Origin of the sequence: Streptomyces sp. NPDC005496 (genome assembly GCF_042872045.1) — a bacterium.
Taxonomy (GTDB): Bacteria; Actinomycetota; Actinomycetes; order Streptomycetales; family Streptomycetaceae; genus Streptomyces.
Genome location: NZ_JBIAJQ010000002.1, coordinates 767,053 through 779,799, shown reverse-complemented (window position 1 = coordinate 779,799; position 12,747 = coordinate 767,053). Strand labels below are relative to the sequence as shown.

12 protein-coding genes and 2 tRNA genes are annotated in these 12,747 nt (G+C 72.7%); 7 read left to right on the top strand and 7 right to left on the bottom strand.

Annotated elements, in window-relative coordinates; translation table 11 throughout:
- Positions 1 to 244: 244 nt before the first annotated feature.
- A tRNA-Lys gene (locus ACFYQQ_RS07920) sits at positions 245 to 318 on the bottom strand.
- 187 nt (positions 319 to 505) lie between these two features.
- On the opposite strand from ACFYQQ_RS07920, the gene ACFYQQ_RS07915 reads away from it, so the two are divergent.
- From ACFYQQ_RS07915 to ACFYQQ_RS07885, 7 genes are all read left to right on the top strand, one after another.
- Positions 506 to 1,852, top strand: coding sequence for a peptidoglycan-binding protein (locus ACFYQQ_RS07915; RefSeq protein ID WP_356173172.1), 1,347 nt, complete (start codon positions 506 to 508; stop codon positions 1,850 to 1,852).
- A 169-nt stretch (positions 1,853 to 2,021) separates the two neighbouring features.
- Positions 2,022 to 3,209: an SPFH domain-containing protein gene (locus tag ACFYQQ_RS07910; RefSeq protein WP_356173169.1), complete on the top strand. Its 1,188-nt coding sequence runs from the start codon at positions 2,022 to 2,024 to the stop codon at positions 3,207 to 3,209.
- Positions 3,210 to 3,369: 160 nt separating this feature from the next.
- Positions 3,370 to 3,987 carry a lytic polysaccharide monooxygenase gene (locus tag ACFYQQ_RS07905; RefSeq protein WP_355793450.1) on the top strand — a complete coding sequence of 206 codons (618 nt, stop codon included), beginning with the start codon at positions 3,370 to 3,372 and terminating at the stop codon, positions 3,985 to 3,987.
- Between the two features lie 114 nt (positions 3,988 to 4,101).
- On the top strand, positions 4,102 to 4,527 hold the full coding sequence (locus ACFYQQ_RS07900; protein WP_355793452.1) for a hypothetical protein: 426 nt from the start codon (positions 4,102 to 4,104) through the stop codon (positions 4,525 to 4,527).
- Positions 4,528 to 4,635: 108 nt separating this feature from the next.
- Positions 4,636 to 6,297, top strand: a complete 1,662-nt coding sequence (locus tag ACFYQQ_RS07895) for an AMP-binding protein (RefSeq protein ID WP_388903884.1) — start codon at positions 4,636 to 4,638, stop codon at positions 6,295 to 6,297.
- Positions 6,298 to 6,421: 124 nt separating this feature from the next.
- Positions 6,422 to 7,666, top strand: a complete 1,245-nt coding sequence (locus tag ACFYQQ_RS07890; RefSeq protein WP_356237635.1) for a sensor domain-containing protein — start codon at positions 6,422 to 6,424, stop codon at positions 7,664 to 7,666.
- Complete coding sequence (locus tag ACFYQQ_RS07885) at positions 7,651 to 8,304, top strand: response regulator transcription factor (RefSeq protein ID WP_356173155.1); 654 nt, start codon at positions 7,651 to 7,653, stop codon at positions 8,302 to 8,304. Before ACFYQQ_RS07890 ends, ACFYQQ_RS07885 begins: the two co-directional genes overlap by 16 nt.
- Before the next feature lie 129 nt (positions 8,305 to 8,433).
- On the opposite strand, the gene ACFYQQ_RS07880 is transcribed toward ACFYQQ_RS07885, so the two are convergent.
- The 6 genes from ACFYQQ_RS07880 to ehuB form a co-directional block, all read right to left on the bottom strand.
- Positions 8,434 to 8,507: transfer RNA gene (locus tag ACFYQQ_RS07880), tRNA-Lys, on the bottom strand.
- Positions 8,508 to 8,630: 123 nt separating this feature from the next.
- Positions 8,631 to 9,389, bottom strand: coding sequence for an IclR family transcriptional regulator C-terminal domain-containing protein (locus ACFYQQ_RS07875; protein WP_356173152.1), 759 nt, complete (start codon positions 9,387 to 9,389; stop codon positions 8,631 to 8,633).
- Positions 9,390 to 9,615: 226 nt separating this feature from the next.
- The gene (gene ehuA / locus ACFYQQ_RS07870) at positions 9,616 to 10,449 is read right to left on the bottom strand and encodes an ectoine/hydroxyectoine ABC transporter ATP-binding protein EhuA (RefSeq protein WP_388903880.1); all 834 of its coding nucleotides are present in this window, start codon (positions 10,447 to 10,449) and stop codon (positions 9,616 to 9,618) included.
- Entirely contained in the window at positions 10,439 to 11,089 is a 651-nt protein-coding gene (ehuD, locus tag ACFYQQ_RS07865; protein ID WP_355782213.1) for an ectoine/hydroxyectoine ABC transporter permease subunit EhuD, read from the bottom strand. The genes ehuA and ehuD overlap by 11 nt, the downstream gene beginning before the upstream one ends.
- Positions 11,086 to 11,817, bottom strand: a complete 732-nt coding sequence (gene ehuC / locus ACFYQQ_RS07860) for an ectoine/hydroxyectoine ABC transporter permease subunit EhuC (protein ID WP_355782210.1) — start codon at positions 11,815 to 11,817, stop codon at positions 11,086 to 11,088. Before ehuC ends, ehuD begins: the two co-directional genes overlap by 4 nt.
- Complete coding sequence (gene ehuB, locus ACFYQQ_RS07855) at positions 11,814 to 12,737, bottom strand: ectoine/hydroxyectoine ABC transporter substrate-binding protein EhuB (RefSeq protein ID WP_355782207.1); 924 nt, start codon at positions 12,735 to 12,737, stop codon at positions 11,814 to 11,816. Before ehuB ends, ehuC begins: the two co-directional genes overlap by 4 nt.
- Between the last annotated feature and the right edge of the window lie 10 nt (positions 12,738 to 12,747).

The window sequence follows — 12,747 nt, the reverse complement described above, 5'->3', positions numbered from 1 at the left end:
TGGAATCCCTCGATCCCCCCATGGCGGCACATCCGGCCCGGGCGCCCCAACTGCCTCAGATGGGCAGTCCCTTGAGGCCCCAGGGTTCTACGCCGTCCGGCATGATCGCAAGATACGCAATGAGGTAGCAATCGGTCATACGTCTGTGAATGGGACGTGTGTGCGAAGAAGGGGTCTCTTGTCGCCGCTGTGGAGACGGCGAAGAGGCCCCTCACCGATGGTGAGGGGCCTCTTCGTCTGTCTGTGCGCCGCCAGGGACTCGAACCCCGGACCCGCTGATTAAGAGTCAGCTGCTCTAACCAACTGAGCTAGCGGCGCGCGCTGACCTGGAGAACTCTACCCGATTCCGGGAGGTGGTCCGGCCCGCCGACGGCCGGTGAGTCGGCGTGCACGGAGGGTGCCGTACATCATTCGGACCGTCAGCATGCGACAACGGCCGACAGTTGAGAAACTGACGATCGTGCAGAAATGCGGACATTTCCACCTGGAGTGTGAGGGCGATCGCATGGAGACTCCGGTATTCGAGGAATTCGATCCCGCGAGCGACTGCGACTGCCCCGGCTGTACCGGCCGGCGCCGTGCGGGGGGCGCCCAGGCGTCCGGCGCACCGGCGACCGGTGCCGTCCGTCCCGCGGCGCGGGGGGCCCTCGCGCTCGCCGCGGCGGCGGGCACCGTCCTCGGGGCGGGCCACCCCGCCCCCGCCGTCGCCGTCACCCACGGCCCGGCCAGACCCGGCCTCCCCGCGGGGGACGAGCCCGACACCCCGCAGGGCCGCACGGCCCCGCTGCACGGCCCGTCCGGTCGCCCGGCCCGCCCCGGCGGGCCGGGGACCCTGGCCGCGGCACCCGCCACCACCCGGGCCGAGATCATCAACCGGGCCAAGAAGTGGGTCGCCGCCGAGGTGCCGTACAGCATGACCGCGTACTGGTCGGACGGGTACCGGCAGGACTGCTCGGGCTTCGTCTCGATGGCCTGGAACCTGGACGGGAACGAGTGGACGGGCAGCCTTCCCGCCTACGGCGTCCGGACGTCCAAGGACCGGCTGGAGCCCGGCGACATCCTGCTCTTCCACAACCCGAGCAACCCGCAGAACGGCTCGCACGTGGTCATCTTCGGCGGCTGGGCCGACTACACGCGCACCTACTACATCGCCTACGAGCAGACCCGCCCGCACACCCGCAAGCAGTCGACCCCCTACGCGTACTGGAGCAACTCCGGCCGCTACGTGGCCTACCGCCCCAAGGGGGTGAGCGAGGAACCGGCGGGCGGTCCGGGACCCACCGACCCGGACGGGCAGGAGGGCGGGACCTCGCGCTTCCCGGGCGCCGGGTACTTCGGGCCGGGCGCGGACAACGCGCACGTCACCCGGCTGGGGCGGCTCCTGGTGCAGCGCGGCGGCGCCCGTTTCTACACGACGGGACCGGGCCCGCGCTGGTCGGACGCGGACCGCAGGGCCACCCAGGCGTTCCAGCGGGCCCAGGGATGGAGCGGGGCGGACGCCGACGGGCTGCCGGGGCCGACGACCTGGTCGTACCTGGTCGGCGGCAGGGGCAAGGACATCCCGGCGGCCGGGACGCCGGGACCCGCGGTGCCGGACCCCTCCTCGCACGGGGTGCCCGGCTACCCGGGCCGGGCGCTGTTCCGGCCGGGCGCGGTCAACGCCTACGTCACCCGGCTCGGCGAACAGCTGGTCGAGAAGGGATTCGGCACGCACTACACCAAGGGCCCCGGGCCGCGCTGGGGCGAGGCGGACCGGCGCAACGTCGAGGCGTTCCAGCGGGCCCAGGGCTGGCGCGGCGGCGCGGCGGACGGCTATCCGGGCCCGGAGACCTGGCGGCGGCTTTTCTCCTGACGCACCTCGCAGGACGCACCACCCGGCACGCACCCGTGCACCGGCCCGCGCGCCGGTGCGCCCCGTGCCGGTACGGCCGCATCCGCACTCGCGCGGCTGCGTGCCGGGCCGGTCGTGTACCGGCGCAATTCGTGACAACCCTTCCAGGCGCGGAGGCATGGAGGCACGTATGACCACGACGACGTCACACACCCCGGAGTCCGAGGGGGCGCCGTCCGCCCCCCTGGAGACGGCGGCCGAGGCCGTGCTGCGGCCGGCCCGGCTCATCCACAACGAGGCGACCACCGAGATCCCCGTCCATCTGCTCTTCCGGGACGACCCCGACCCCGTCGCCGTACCGGTCGCGCCCGCCGTGGTGGGCCGCCGGCGCGGCACGGGCGAACAGCCCCGGGTCAGGCGCCCCGCACCGGTACGGGCCCGCCCGGTCCCGGAGGTCGACCCCGAACTGGCGGAGCGCCCGGCGCGGGTGCTGCCCGGCGCCGCGGGGGTGCTGGCCGGGGTCTGCGGGGTGGCCGGCTGCCTGTTCACCTCGTGGTGGGCGGGGGTGCTGCCGGCCGCCGTGACGCCGCCGGGGCTGCCCGCCGGTCTCGCGGGCGCGGGACCGGGTCCCGCGCAGTGGGCCGGGTTCGCCGCCTCCGGCGCGCTCGCCCTCCTCGGTTTCGGCGGGCTGGCCCGCGGCCGGACCGGCCGGGCCTGGGTGCTCGGCCTGTTCGGGCGCTACCGGGGCACCGTCCGGCGCACCGGTCTGATGTGGGTCAACCCGCTGGTGCTGCGCCGCCGGATCGACGTACGGCTGCGGCACTGGCGCAGCGAGCCGATGCCCGCCGTCGACGCGAACGGGGTGGCGCTGCGGGTGGTGGTCCTCGTGGTGTGGCGGGTCAAGGACACCGCGCGGGCCGCGCTCGGCGTCGAGGACCACGAGGGGTATCTGCGCGAGTGCGTGGAGGCGGCGCTGTCCCGGGTGCTCTGCCGGCTGCCCGCGGACCCGCCGGCCGCGGGGCGCGGCGGGCCCGGCAAGGACGGTGCGACGCTGCGCGACACCGAGGCGGCGGGCGACGCGCTGACCCGGCTGGTGGCCGCGGACACGGCGCCGGTGGGCATCGAGGTGTTCTCCGTGCAGCCGGTCCGGGTCGAGTACGCCCCCGAGGTCGCCTCCCGGATGCAGCGCCGTCGGCTGGCCGCGCTGGACGCCCAGCACCGCGACACCGTGCTCACCTCCGTCGTCGACTCGGTCGAGGACACGGTGACCCGGCTGACCTTGCGGGGCCTGGTCGACCTCGACGACTACGAACGCAAGGCGCTGGTCAAGGACTTGACGGTGGCGTTCTGCACGGGGCGCACCGCCGACGCTGACTGAGCGGTTGCCGGGGGAGCGGCGCCGGTGCGGAAACCGGCGCCGAGATTGGTATGGACATGTTCAACTGCCGGTAATAATCTGGGACTTGGTCTAGACCTGAACATGGCGGTATGCGCGTACGGCTCACGGAACCTCCCCCACGTTCTCCAGGAGCGGCAGCATGCGAATACGGACGACCAAGAAGGCCAAGTGGTACGCGGGCGTGGTCGGTCTCGCCACGACCGGAGCGCTGGTGCTCTCCAGCGGCGGCGCCACCGGCCACGGCTACACCGACCTGCCCGTCAGCCGGCAGAAGCTCTGCCAGAACGGCACCGTGACCGGGTGCGGTGACATCCAGTGGGAGCCGCAGAGCGTCGAGGGCCCCAAGGGCTTCCCGGCGGGCGGCCCCGCCGACGGTCAGATCTGCTCGGCGAACCACGCCAACTTCGGTGCGCTGAACCAGCCGACGAAGCCCGGCGGCGGCGCCTGGCCCACCACCAGGGTCACCGGCGGCCAGAGCTACACCTTCCGGTGGCAGTTCACGGCCATGCACGCCACGACCGACTTCAAGTACTACATCACCAAGAACGGGTGGAACCAGAACCACGCGCTCAGCCGCTCGGACCTGGAGACCACGCCGTTCCTCACCGTCCCCTACAACAACCAGCGCCCGCCGTCCACGCTCTCGCACAGCGGCACGATCCCCGGCGGGCGCAGCGGCCACCACGTCATCCTCGCGGTGTGGACGGTGGCCGACACGGCGAACGCCTTCTACGCCTGCTCGGACGTCACCTTCTGAGCCACCCGGGTGCCATGCTCCCGACAACGCTCGGGATAGGGTCCGCGTGCGCCGTGACCGACTCCGGTCGCGCCGCACGTGGAACCCTTTCTCACGTACGGGGGTAAGTAGCGCATGGATTTCGTCTTCCACATAGTCTTCCCGCTGCTCATCGTGGTGCTGTTCTGGGCCGCCTGGGCGATCGTGCGCCGGACGCGGGAACGCCGCGCCGCCTGGGAGAGCGGGCTCACCGCACGTGCGCGGGTGGTGCGCGCCTGGGTCACCGTCCGGATGGTCAACAACGTTCCGCAGCGCACCCAGTGGCACGAGTACGACTTCACCACGGCCGACGGTGTGGCCGTCCGCTTCAAGGAGGCGGGAGGCCCCGCGAGCCTGGACGCGGGCGGTGAGGCGCTCGTGTACTACGCGGGCGACGAGCCCGACAAGGCCACCGCCTCGGAGCCCCGGCCCGGCAAGGACACGTTCGTGACGACGGTCTGTCTCGTCGTCCTCGGGGTTGCGGTCGTCATCCTCACCAAGGTGGCGGTCGAGTACTGGTGAGGCCGCGACCTCGGACAGCCCCTGTCCCGTGACGACCGACGCCCTCGCCTTCGGTGGAGGCGTCGTGACCATCGCCATCTGACGTACCGTCAGTTATGGTGCGCTGCCATGGGGTCCATCAGACGCACCGTCGCGGAGCTCGTGGGAGCGGGCTGGGGGGACGACCGGCCCGGGCTGTGGTTCGAGGGCCGCGTGCTCAGCCACCACCAGGTGACCGCCGGCGCGGCGGCCCGGGCGGCCCTCCTGGCCGACCTGCTGCCGCCCGGCGCGCCACCGCACGTGGGCGTGCTGCTCGACAACACCCCGGAGTACCCGATGTGGTTGGGCGCGGCGGCCCTGGCCCGGGCCGCCGTCGCCGGGATCAACCCGACCCGGCGCGGCCCCGAACTGGTTCGCGACATCCGCCACACCGACTGCCGGGTGCTGGTCACCGAGCAGGCGCACCTGCCGCTGCTCGCCGGCCTCGAACTCCCGGGCGTACGCGTCCTGGTGACCGGCACCGACGCCTACGCGGCCCTGCTCGCCCCGTACGAGGGCGCCGGTCCGGACACCTCCCGGGCCGTCCCGTCCGACCGCCTCCTGCTGTACTTCACCTCCGGCTCGACCGGCGCCCCCAAGGCGGCGATCTGCACCCAGGGCCGCCTGGCCGCCGCCGGACACTCGCTCGCCGGCCACTTCGGGGTGCGCCGCGACGACGTCCACTACATCTGCATGCCGATGTTCCACGGCAACGCGGTGATCGCCGACTGGGCGCCCGCGCTCGCGGCCGGCGCCGGGGTCGCGCTGCGCCGGCGCTTCTCCGCCTCCGCGTTCCTCACCGACGTACGGGCCTGCGGTGCCACCTACTTCACCTACGTCGGACGGGCCGTGCAGTACCTCCTCGCGACCCCCGCCCGGCCCGACGACCGCGACAACCCGCTGCGCCTCGGCTTCGGCACCGAGGCGGGCGCCGTGGACGCGGCGGCCTTCGAACGGCGCTTCGGCGTACGGCTGGTGGAGGGCTACGGCTCCTCGGAGGGCGGCGCGGCCATCCAGTGGGCGCCCGGCACCCCGCCGGGCGCCGTCGGCCGGGCGGCACCCGGCGACGACCTCGCCGTGGTCGACCCGCTCACCCGCGAGGAGTGCCCGGCGGCGGAGTTCGCCGCCGACGGACGGTTGCTCAACGGCGAAGCGGCGATAGGGGAGTTGGTGAACCGGGGGCCCAACCCCTTCGAGGGGTACTGGCGCAACCCCGAGGCCGACCGGGCCCGCCTGCGCGAGGGCTGGTACTGGACGGGCGACCTCTTCTACCGCGACCCCGACGGGTTCCTGTACTTCGCGGGCCGCACCGACGACCGGCTGCGCGTCGACAGCGAGAACCTCGCCGCCGCCATGATCGAGAACATCCTCGCCCGGTACGAGCGGGCCGTCGCCGTCGCCGTCTACGCCGTGCCGGACCCGGTGGCGGGCGACCAGGTGATGGCGACGCTCGCCCTGCGCTCCGGCGCCGCGTCCTTCGACCCGCACGCCTTCGCCGGGTTCCTGCGCGCCCAGCCGGACCTCGGCACCAAGATGGCCCCGCGGTTCGTGCGGGCCGTCGACCGCATGCCCGTCACCGCCACCAACAAGATCCACCGGGCGGGGCTGCGACGGCAGGGGTTCCGCTGCCCCGACCCCGTCTGGTGGCGGCCGGCGGGCGAGGACGCCTACCGCAGACTGACGGCCCCGGACCTGGCAGGCCTGGAGGAGGAGTACCGGGCCCGCGGCCGGGAGGAGCTGCTGCGGAGGTAGGACGGGGAGCTGTCCGACCGCGCGCGGAGCCGGCCACCGCCCCCGGAAGGTAGGTCTGGGCCCACCCCCGGGACGCCCGCTGCGCGTATGGTCCGCGCCTCCCGCCGCCGCCTACCGTGGGCGCATGATCAGCAGCCTGCGCCGGGGCCCGGTACGCGCGTTCGCCTATCTCGTCACCGGCGTCCTGACCGGCGCCCCGATCCTGGTGGGCCTGCTGGTCCTCGGTGTCGTCGGCGTCGCGCTCACCCCGCTCCTGGTGGGCCTGCCCCTGCTGGTGCTGCTCGCCCTGTCCGGGGTGCCCGTCGGAGTCCTGGAGAGGCGGCGGCTGCGCCTCGCCGGCCCGGCGTCCGCGCTGCCGGGCCCGCCGGACGGGGGCAGCCCCCACCGCACCCCGGACGAACCGGGCCTCGCCGCCTGGGCCCGGCTGCGGCTGACCGAGCCCGCGACCTGGCGCGAACTGGCGTACACCGTGCTGCTCGCGTCCGTCCTGTGGCCGCTGGACCTGCTCGTGCTGACCGCGGCGGTCCTGGTCCCCGCCGCCATGGCCGTGGCGCCCGTGCAGCTCGCGCTGTCCGGCGGCGACACCCGCGTCGTCAAGCTCTGGCCGGTCGACTCGTACGCCTCGGCGGCCCTCTGCGCCGCCACGGGCGCCGTCCTCCTGCTCCTGCTGCTGTGGCCGCTCGACCGGTACGCCCGGGCCCGCGCCGCGCTCGCCCGGCTGCTGCTCGCCCCGCGGGAGGCGGAGCAGCGGCTGGCCGAGGTGACACGGTCGCGGGCCCGGCTGGTGGCCGCGTTCGAGGCGGAGCGGCGGCGCATCGAGCGGGACCTGCACGACGGGGCGCAGCAGCGGCTGGTGGCGCTCGGCATGAACCTGGGTCTGCTGCGTCTCGACGCTCCGCCCGAGTTGGCCGCCCGGCTCGCCGCCGCCCAGCGGGAGTCGGAGCAGGTCCTGCTGGAGCTGCGGGAGCTGATCCACGGCATCCATCCGCAGGTGCTCGCGGACTACGGGCTCGGGGACGCGATCGCGGACGCCGCCGACCGGTCCGCCGTCCCGGTGGAGGTGGCGGTGGAGCTGCCGAGGTTCGAGGAGCCGGTGGAGTCGGCCGTGTACTTCGCGGTCCGGGAGGCGCTCGCGAACGTCGGGCGGCACAGCGGCGCCGGGCAGGCCCGGATCACCGGCGCTCACGCCCGGGGGCGGCTGCGGGTGGAGGTGCGGGACGACGGACGGGGCGGCGCGGACCCGGTGCGCGGCTCGGGCCTGACCGGACTTGCCGACCGGCTCGCGGCCCTCGATGGCACACTGACCGTCACGAGCCCGGCCGGCGGGCCGACCGTCCTGTGCCTGGAGATTCCGTGCCTGCCCCGCTGAGAGTCGTACTGGCCGAGGACAGCGTGCTGCTGCGCGAGGGACTCGTGGGCGTGCTGGCCCGGTTCGGGCACGAGGTCGTCGCGGCGGTCGGGGACGCGGACGCCCTGCGGCGGGCGGTTCCCCAGCACGCGCCGGACCTCGTCGTGACCGACGTACGGATGCCCCCGGGCTTCCAGGACGAGGGGCTGCGCGCCGCCCTCGCCCTGCGCACGGACGATCCGGCGCTGCCGGTCCTGGTGCTCAGCCAGTACGTCCAGCGCGCCTACGCAGCCGACCTCCTCGACACCGGGGACGGCACCGGCGTCGGCTATCTGCTCAAGGACCGCATCGGGCAGGTCGAGCAGTTCGCGGAGGCGGTGGAACGGGTCGCGGCCGGCGGCACGGTCGTCGACCCCGAGGTCGTACGGCAGCTGCTGCGGCGCCGGCGTGACCCGCTGGCGGCGCTGACACCCCGCGAGCGGGAGGTGCTCGGGCTGGTCGCGGAGGGCAGGTCGAACGGGGCGATCGCGCGGGAGCTGGTCGTCACCGAGGCCGCCGTCGGCAAGCACATCGGGAACATCCTCGGGAAGCTGGACCTGCCCCCGGCGGAGGACACCCACCGCCGGGTCCTCGCGGTGCTGGCCTATCTGCGGGGCTGATCCGGAGCCGTCGCGCGGGGCGGGGCGGGGCGGGGCGCTGGGCGACCCGGGCGACGCGGGCCGCGCGGAAAACAGCGATGGCGAGGAGCGTCCACGATCGCTCGTGAACACCCCTCGCCATCGGCGATGTGCGCCGCCAGGGACTCGAACCCCGGACCCGCTGATTAAGAGTCAGCTGCTCTAACCAACTGAGCTAGCGGCGCATGACTCTCGCCTCCCGCTCTCGCGGGGCGGCGACATGAAAAATAATACCCGGTCCCCGGGGGTGCTCCGGACCACCCGGCGCCGGCCCGATCGGCCGTGCGCGCGGGCGCGCCGGACGGGTCCTACAGGGCCAGGGAGAGGAGCACCGGCGCCGCACCCCGGTTCAGTGTGTCCGCGGCCCGGCGGAGCCGGTGCGCGTGCTCGACCGGCAGTGACAGCGCGAGGCAGCCGACCGAGGAGCCCGCGGTGATGGGGACGGCAGCGCACACCGTGCCGACCGCGTACTCCTGGAGGTCGAGCACCGGGACCGTGGGCGGCTGCGCGTCCAGCCTGCTGAGCAGCACCCGCTCGCTGGTGATGGTGTGCGAGGTGAGCCGGGCCATCTTGTGGCGGGCGAGGTGGTCGCGCCGCCCGTTCAGGTCCAGCTGGCCCAGCAGGCTCTTGCCGACGGCGCTGGCGTGGGCGGAGGAGCGGAAGTCCACCCATTCGTTGACCGCGGGCGTCGCAGGGCCCTCGGCGCACTGGGTGACGTGCACCTCGCCGTCGATGTAGCGGCTGATGTAGACGGCGGCGCCCAAGGAGTCGCGCAGCCGGTCGAGGGTGTGCTGGAGCTTCTCCCGCAGGGCCTGGTCGCGGCCGTGCGCGGAGCTGAGCCTGCCGAGGGCGGCACCGGCGACGTAGGCGCCGTCGGTGACCTGCTCGACGTATCCCTCACGACGCAGCATCCGCAGGAGCGTGGTCAGGCGCTCCGTGCCGAGGCCGGTCAGGCGGGCGAGTCGGATGTCGGTGATGCCGGTCGCGTGGCCCGCCACCGTCTCCAGGACGCGCAGGGCGTCCTGAGCCGAGTGGTGGGGTGCGGTCGGCTCGTTCATCAGCGCCACGGTTTCCCCCTGCGCTTTTCGGCCGTCTCGAAGAGAGGGAGCCCGGACAGTGGGCTCACTTCACGATAACCGCCAAAGCGCTTGCGGTGACCGTCCGTTGATGAGATTGGCGGCGCGTTCCCCTCGCTCAGCAGGAACGCGCCACCCTGGCATATGCCAGCGTCATCGGTCAGTGGTCATGCCCCAGGCGCGGGACCTCGCGCCTTGTCCTGTTCACTTCGCGTGATCAGAGGACCGCGCTGAGGAATTCCCGGGTCCTGTCGTGCTCCGGGTCACCGAAGATCCTCTCCGGCGGGCCCGCCTCGATGACCCGGCCGGAATCGAACATCAGCACCTGGTCGGAGATGTCACGGGCGAAGTTCATCTCGTGGGTCACGCACAGCATCGTGATGTCGGTGGTGCGGGCGATGTCGCGCAGCACGTCCAGGACGCCCGCCACCAGCTCGGGGTCGAGCGCCGAGGTCACCTCGTCCAGCAGCAGCACCTGGGGGCGCATGGCCAGCGCCCGGGCGATCGCCACCCGCTGCTGCTGACCGCCCGAGAGCTGGCTCGGGTACTTGTCCAGGTGCTCGGTCAGCCCGACCAGTTCGAGCAGCTCCCGGGCCCGCTCCTCGGCCGCGTCCCGGGACATCCCGAGGACGGTGACGGGCGCCTCGGTGAGGTTGCGCAGCACCTTCATGTTCGGGAACAGGTTGAACTGCTGGAAGACCATCCCGATGTTCTTGCGGACCTCGCGGACGTGCTTCTCGCCGGCCGGGACCAGCCGGCCGTTGCGTTCCTCGTGGGTCAGGTACTCGCCGCCCACTCTGATGGTGCCCTCGTCGGGCCTGGTCAGGGTCATCAGCAGCCGCAGGATCGTCGTCTTGCCGGAGCCGGACGGGCCGATCAGCGTGACGTGCTTGCCCGAGTCGACGGAGAAGTCGAGCCCGTCGAGGACGGTGTTGTCCCCGAAGCGCTTGGTGACCTTGTCGAAGCGGATCAGCTCGCTGCCGTCCACCGGCGGATTGGCCGTCTTCGCGGCGTCCTCGACGGTCTGTGCGGGATTGGTGTCAGCGGACAAGACGTCGCTCCAGGGCTCGCATGAGGAGGGAAGCCGGATAGGAAATGAGGATGAAGGCCACGCCGATGACCGTGAGGGGCTCGGTGAACTGGAAGTGCTCCTGCGAGAACAGCCGTGCCTCGCCGAGCATCTCCAGGACCGTGATCGCCATCAGCAGCGGTGTGTCCTTGAGCATCGAGATGACGTAGTTGCCCAGCGCGGGCACCACCCGGCGGATCGCCTGCGGCAGGACCACCGCCGTCCAGGTGCGCGTGCGGGGCAGGTTGAGCGCCGTGGCCGCTTCCCACTGGCCGGCGGGCACCGCCTCGATACCGGCCCGGTAGACCTGCATCGTGTACGTCGAGTAGTGCAGTCCGATCGCGACCACACCGGTGGTCAGCGCGGAGAACGTGACTCCCCATTCGGGCAGCACGTAGAAGAGGAAGAACAGCTGCACCAGCAGCGGGGTGTTGCGGACGAACTCCGTGACCACCCCGACCGGCCAGCGCACCCAGCGCGAGGGCGTGCGCATCAGCAGCGCCCAGACCAGCCCGAGGGCGAAGGAGATCAGCGAGCCGAGCACCAGCGCCTGCAGGGTGATCAGCAGGCCGTCCCGGAACTGCGGCATGAAGTCACCGACGGCGCTCCAGTCCCAGGTCATCGCGCACCTCCGGTCCCGGCGCCGACGGTCGCGGTGTCCGCCGCGGCACGCCGCAGCGACCACGTCCTGCTCGGCGCGGGCGCCCGGCCGAGCCCCGCCTTCAGCCGTCGCTCCAGCCCGCGCATGATCCGAGTGAGCAGGAAGGCGATCGCGAAGTAGATCAGCAGGACGTACGTGTAGATCTCCGCGCTCTCCTGGAGCGCCAGCCGCACCAGGTTGCCGCTGAACGCCAGGTCGCCCATGCCCATGACGGAGACCAGGGCGGTGCCCTTGAGCAGTTCCACCAGCAGGTTCGAGAAGGGCGCCATCATCTCCGGCACGGCCTGCGGCAGCAGGATCAGCCGCATCCGCTGCCAGGGCGTGAAGCTGAGCGCGATCCCGCCCTCGCGCTGCGCCGGGTCGACGGAGTTCAGGGCGCCGCGCACCACCTCGGCGCCGTACGCGCCGTAGGTGAGGCCGAGCGCGAGCGTGCCCGCCCACAGGGGCACCAGCTGCCAGCCGAACGCGGGCGGCAGCACGAAGAACACCCAGAAGATCATGATCAGCGCGGAGGTGCCGCGGAACACCTCGGTGTAGAAGCCCGCGAGGAAGCGGACGATCCACAGCCGGGAGGTGCGCGCGATGCCCACCGTGAAGGAGACGGCCGCGGCCAGCAGCGCGCTGAGCACCAGCAGCTGGACGGTGGTCCAGATCCCCCTCAGTACGAGTTCCCAGAGTCCCGAGGTCATCCGCGGCAGAGCTCCTTCGCGGTCATGTCGGTCATCTCGGCCTTCGTGAAGCCGAACGGCCGCAGGATGCGAAACAGTTCACCGCTCGCCTTGAGCTTGCGCAGCTCGGCGTTGAAGGCGTCCCGCAGCCGGGTCTCGGTCGGCCGGAAGGCGAACCCGCCCCCGTCCACGTGCGGTTTACCCTTCACCAGCGGTGCGAAGGGCTTCGTGCTCTCCGTCTTCGCGGACTTCCTGACCACCTCGCGCACGGTGAGCGCGGTACCGGCGAACACGTCGACGCGGCCCGCCTCCACAGCGTTCAGCCCGGCCACCTGGTCCGGCACGATCAGGATGTCGCTCTCCTTGTAACCGGCCTCGACGGCGTACGCGATCTCCGCGTAGCCGGTGCCGGTGGCGAACCTGGCCTTCTTCTCGACGACGTCCTTGTAGTCGTGCAGCCCCTTCGGATTGCCCTTGCGGACGACGAACGCGTCCAGCATCTGGTAGTCCGGGTCGGAGAAGATGACCTGCTCGCAGCGCTCCGGGTTGATGTACATCCCGGCGGAGACCACGTCGAACTGCTGGGAGTTGAGCCCCGGGATGAGCGAGCCGAACTCCGTCGGCACCGGCTGGACCCGGTCGACGCCGAGCCGCTTGAAGACGGCCTTCGCCAATTCCGGCGCCTCGCCGGTCAGTTCGCCGTTCCGGTCGATGTACCCGAAGGGGATCTCCCCGGCGATGCCGAGGCGTACGACGCCCTGCGCCCGCAGCCGGCCGAGGAGGTCACCGCCCCCGGCGGCGGAGGCCGTGGCCACCCGGCTGCAGCCGGCCGCCCCCAGCGCGGCGACCGCGCCGAGCGCCGAAGCACCCGCGAGCAGCGACCGCCGGCTGGGTTTTCCTATGTGTACGTCCTGAGTGTCGTTCCCAAGTGGTGGAGCCATGGCGGCGCGG

What these genes read in the sequence shown, in the direction of transcription:
- ACFYQQ_RS07915 (WP_356173172.1), top strand. Translation starts at nt 506, where the DNA reads ATGGAGACTCCGGTATTCGAGGAATTCGATCCCGCGAGCGACTGCGAC.
- ACFYQQ_RS07910 (WP_356173169.1), top strand. Translation starts at nt 2,022, where the DNA reads ATGACCACGACGACGTCACACACCCCGGAGTCCGAGGGGGCGCCGTCC.
- ACFYQQ_RS07905 (WP_355793450.1), top strand. Translation starts at nt 3,370, where the DNA reads ATGCGAATACGGACGACCAAGAAGGCCAAGTGGTACGCGGGCGTGGTC.
- ACFYQQ_RS07900 (WP_355793452.1), top strand. Translation starts at nt 4,102, where the DNA reads ATGGATTTCGTCTTCCACATAGTCTTCCCGCTGCTCATCGTGGTGCTG.
- ACFYQQ_RS07895 (WP_388903884.1), top strand. Translation starts at nt 4,636, where the DNA reads ATGGGGTCCATCAGACGCACCGTCGCGGAGCTCGTGGGAGCGGGCTGG.
- ACFYQQ_RS07890 (WP_356237635.1), top strand. Translation starts at nt 6,422, where the DNA reads ATGATCAGCAGCCTGCGCCGGGGCCCGGTACGCGCGTTCGCCTATCTC.
- ehuD (WP_355782213.1), bottom strand. Translation starts at nt 11,089, where the DNA reads ATGACCTGGGACTGGAGCGCCGTCGGTGACTTCATGCCGCAGTTCCGG.
- ehuC (WP_355782210.1), bottom strand. Translation starts at nt 11,817, where the DNA reads ATGACCTCGGGACTCTGGGAACTCGTACTGAGGGGGATCTGGACCACC.
- ehuB (WP_355782207.1), bottom strand. Translation starts at nt 12,737, where the DNA reads ATGGCTCCACCACTTGGGAACGACACTCAGGACGTACACATAGGAAAA.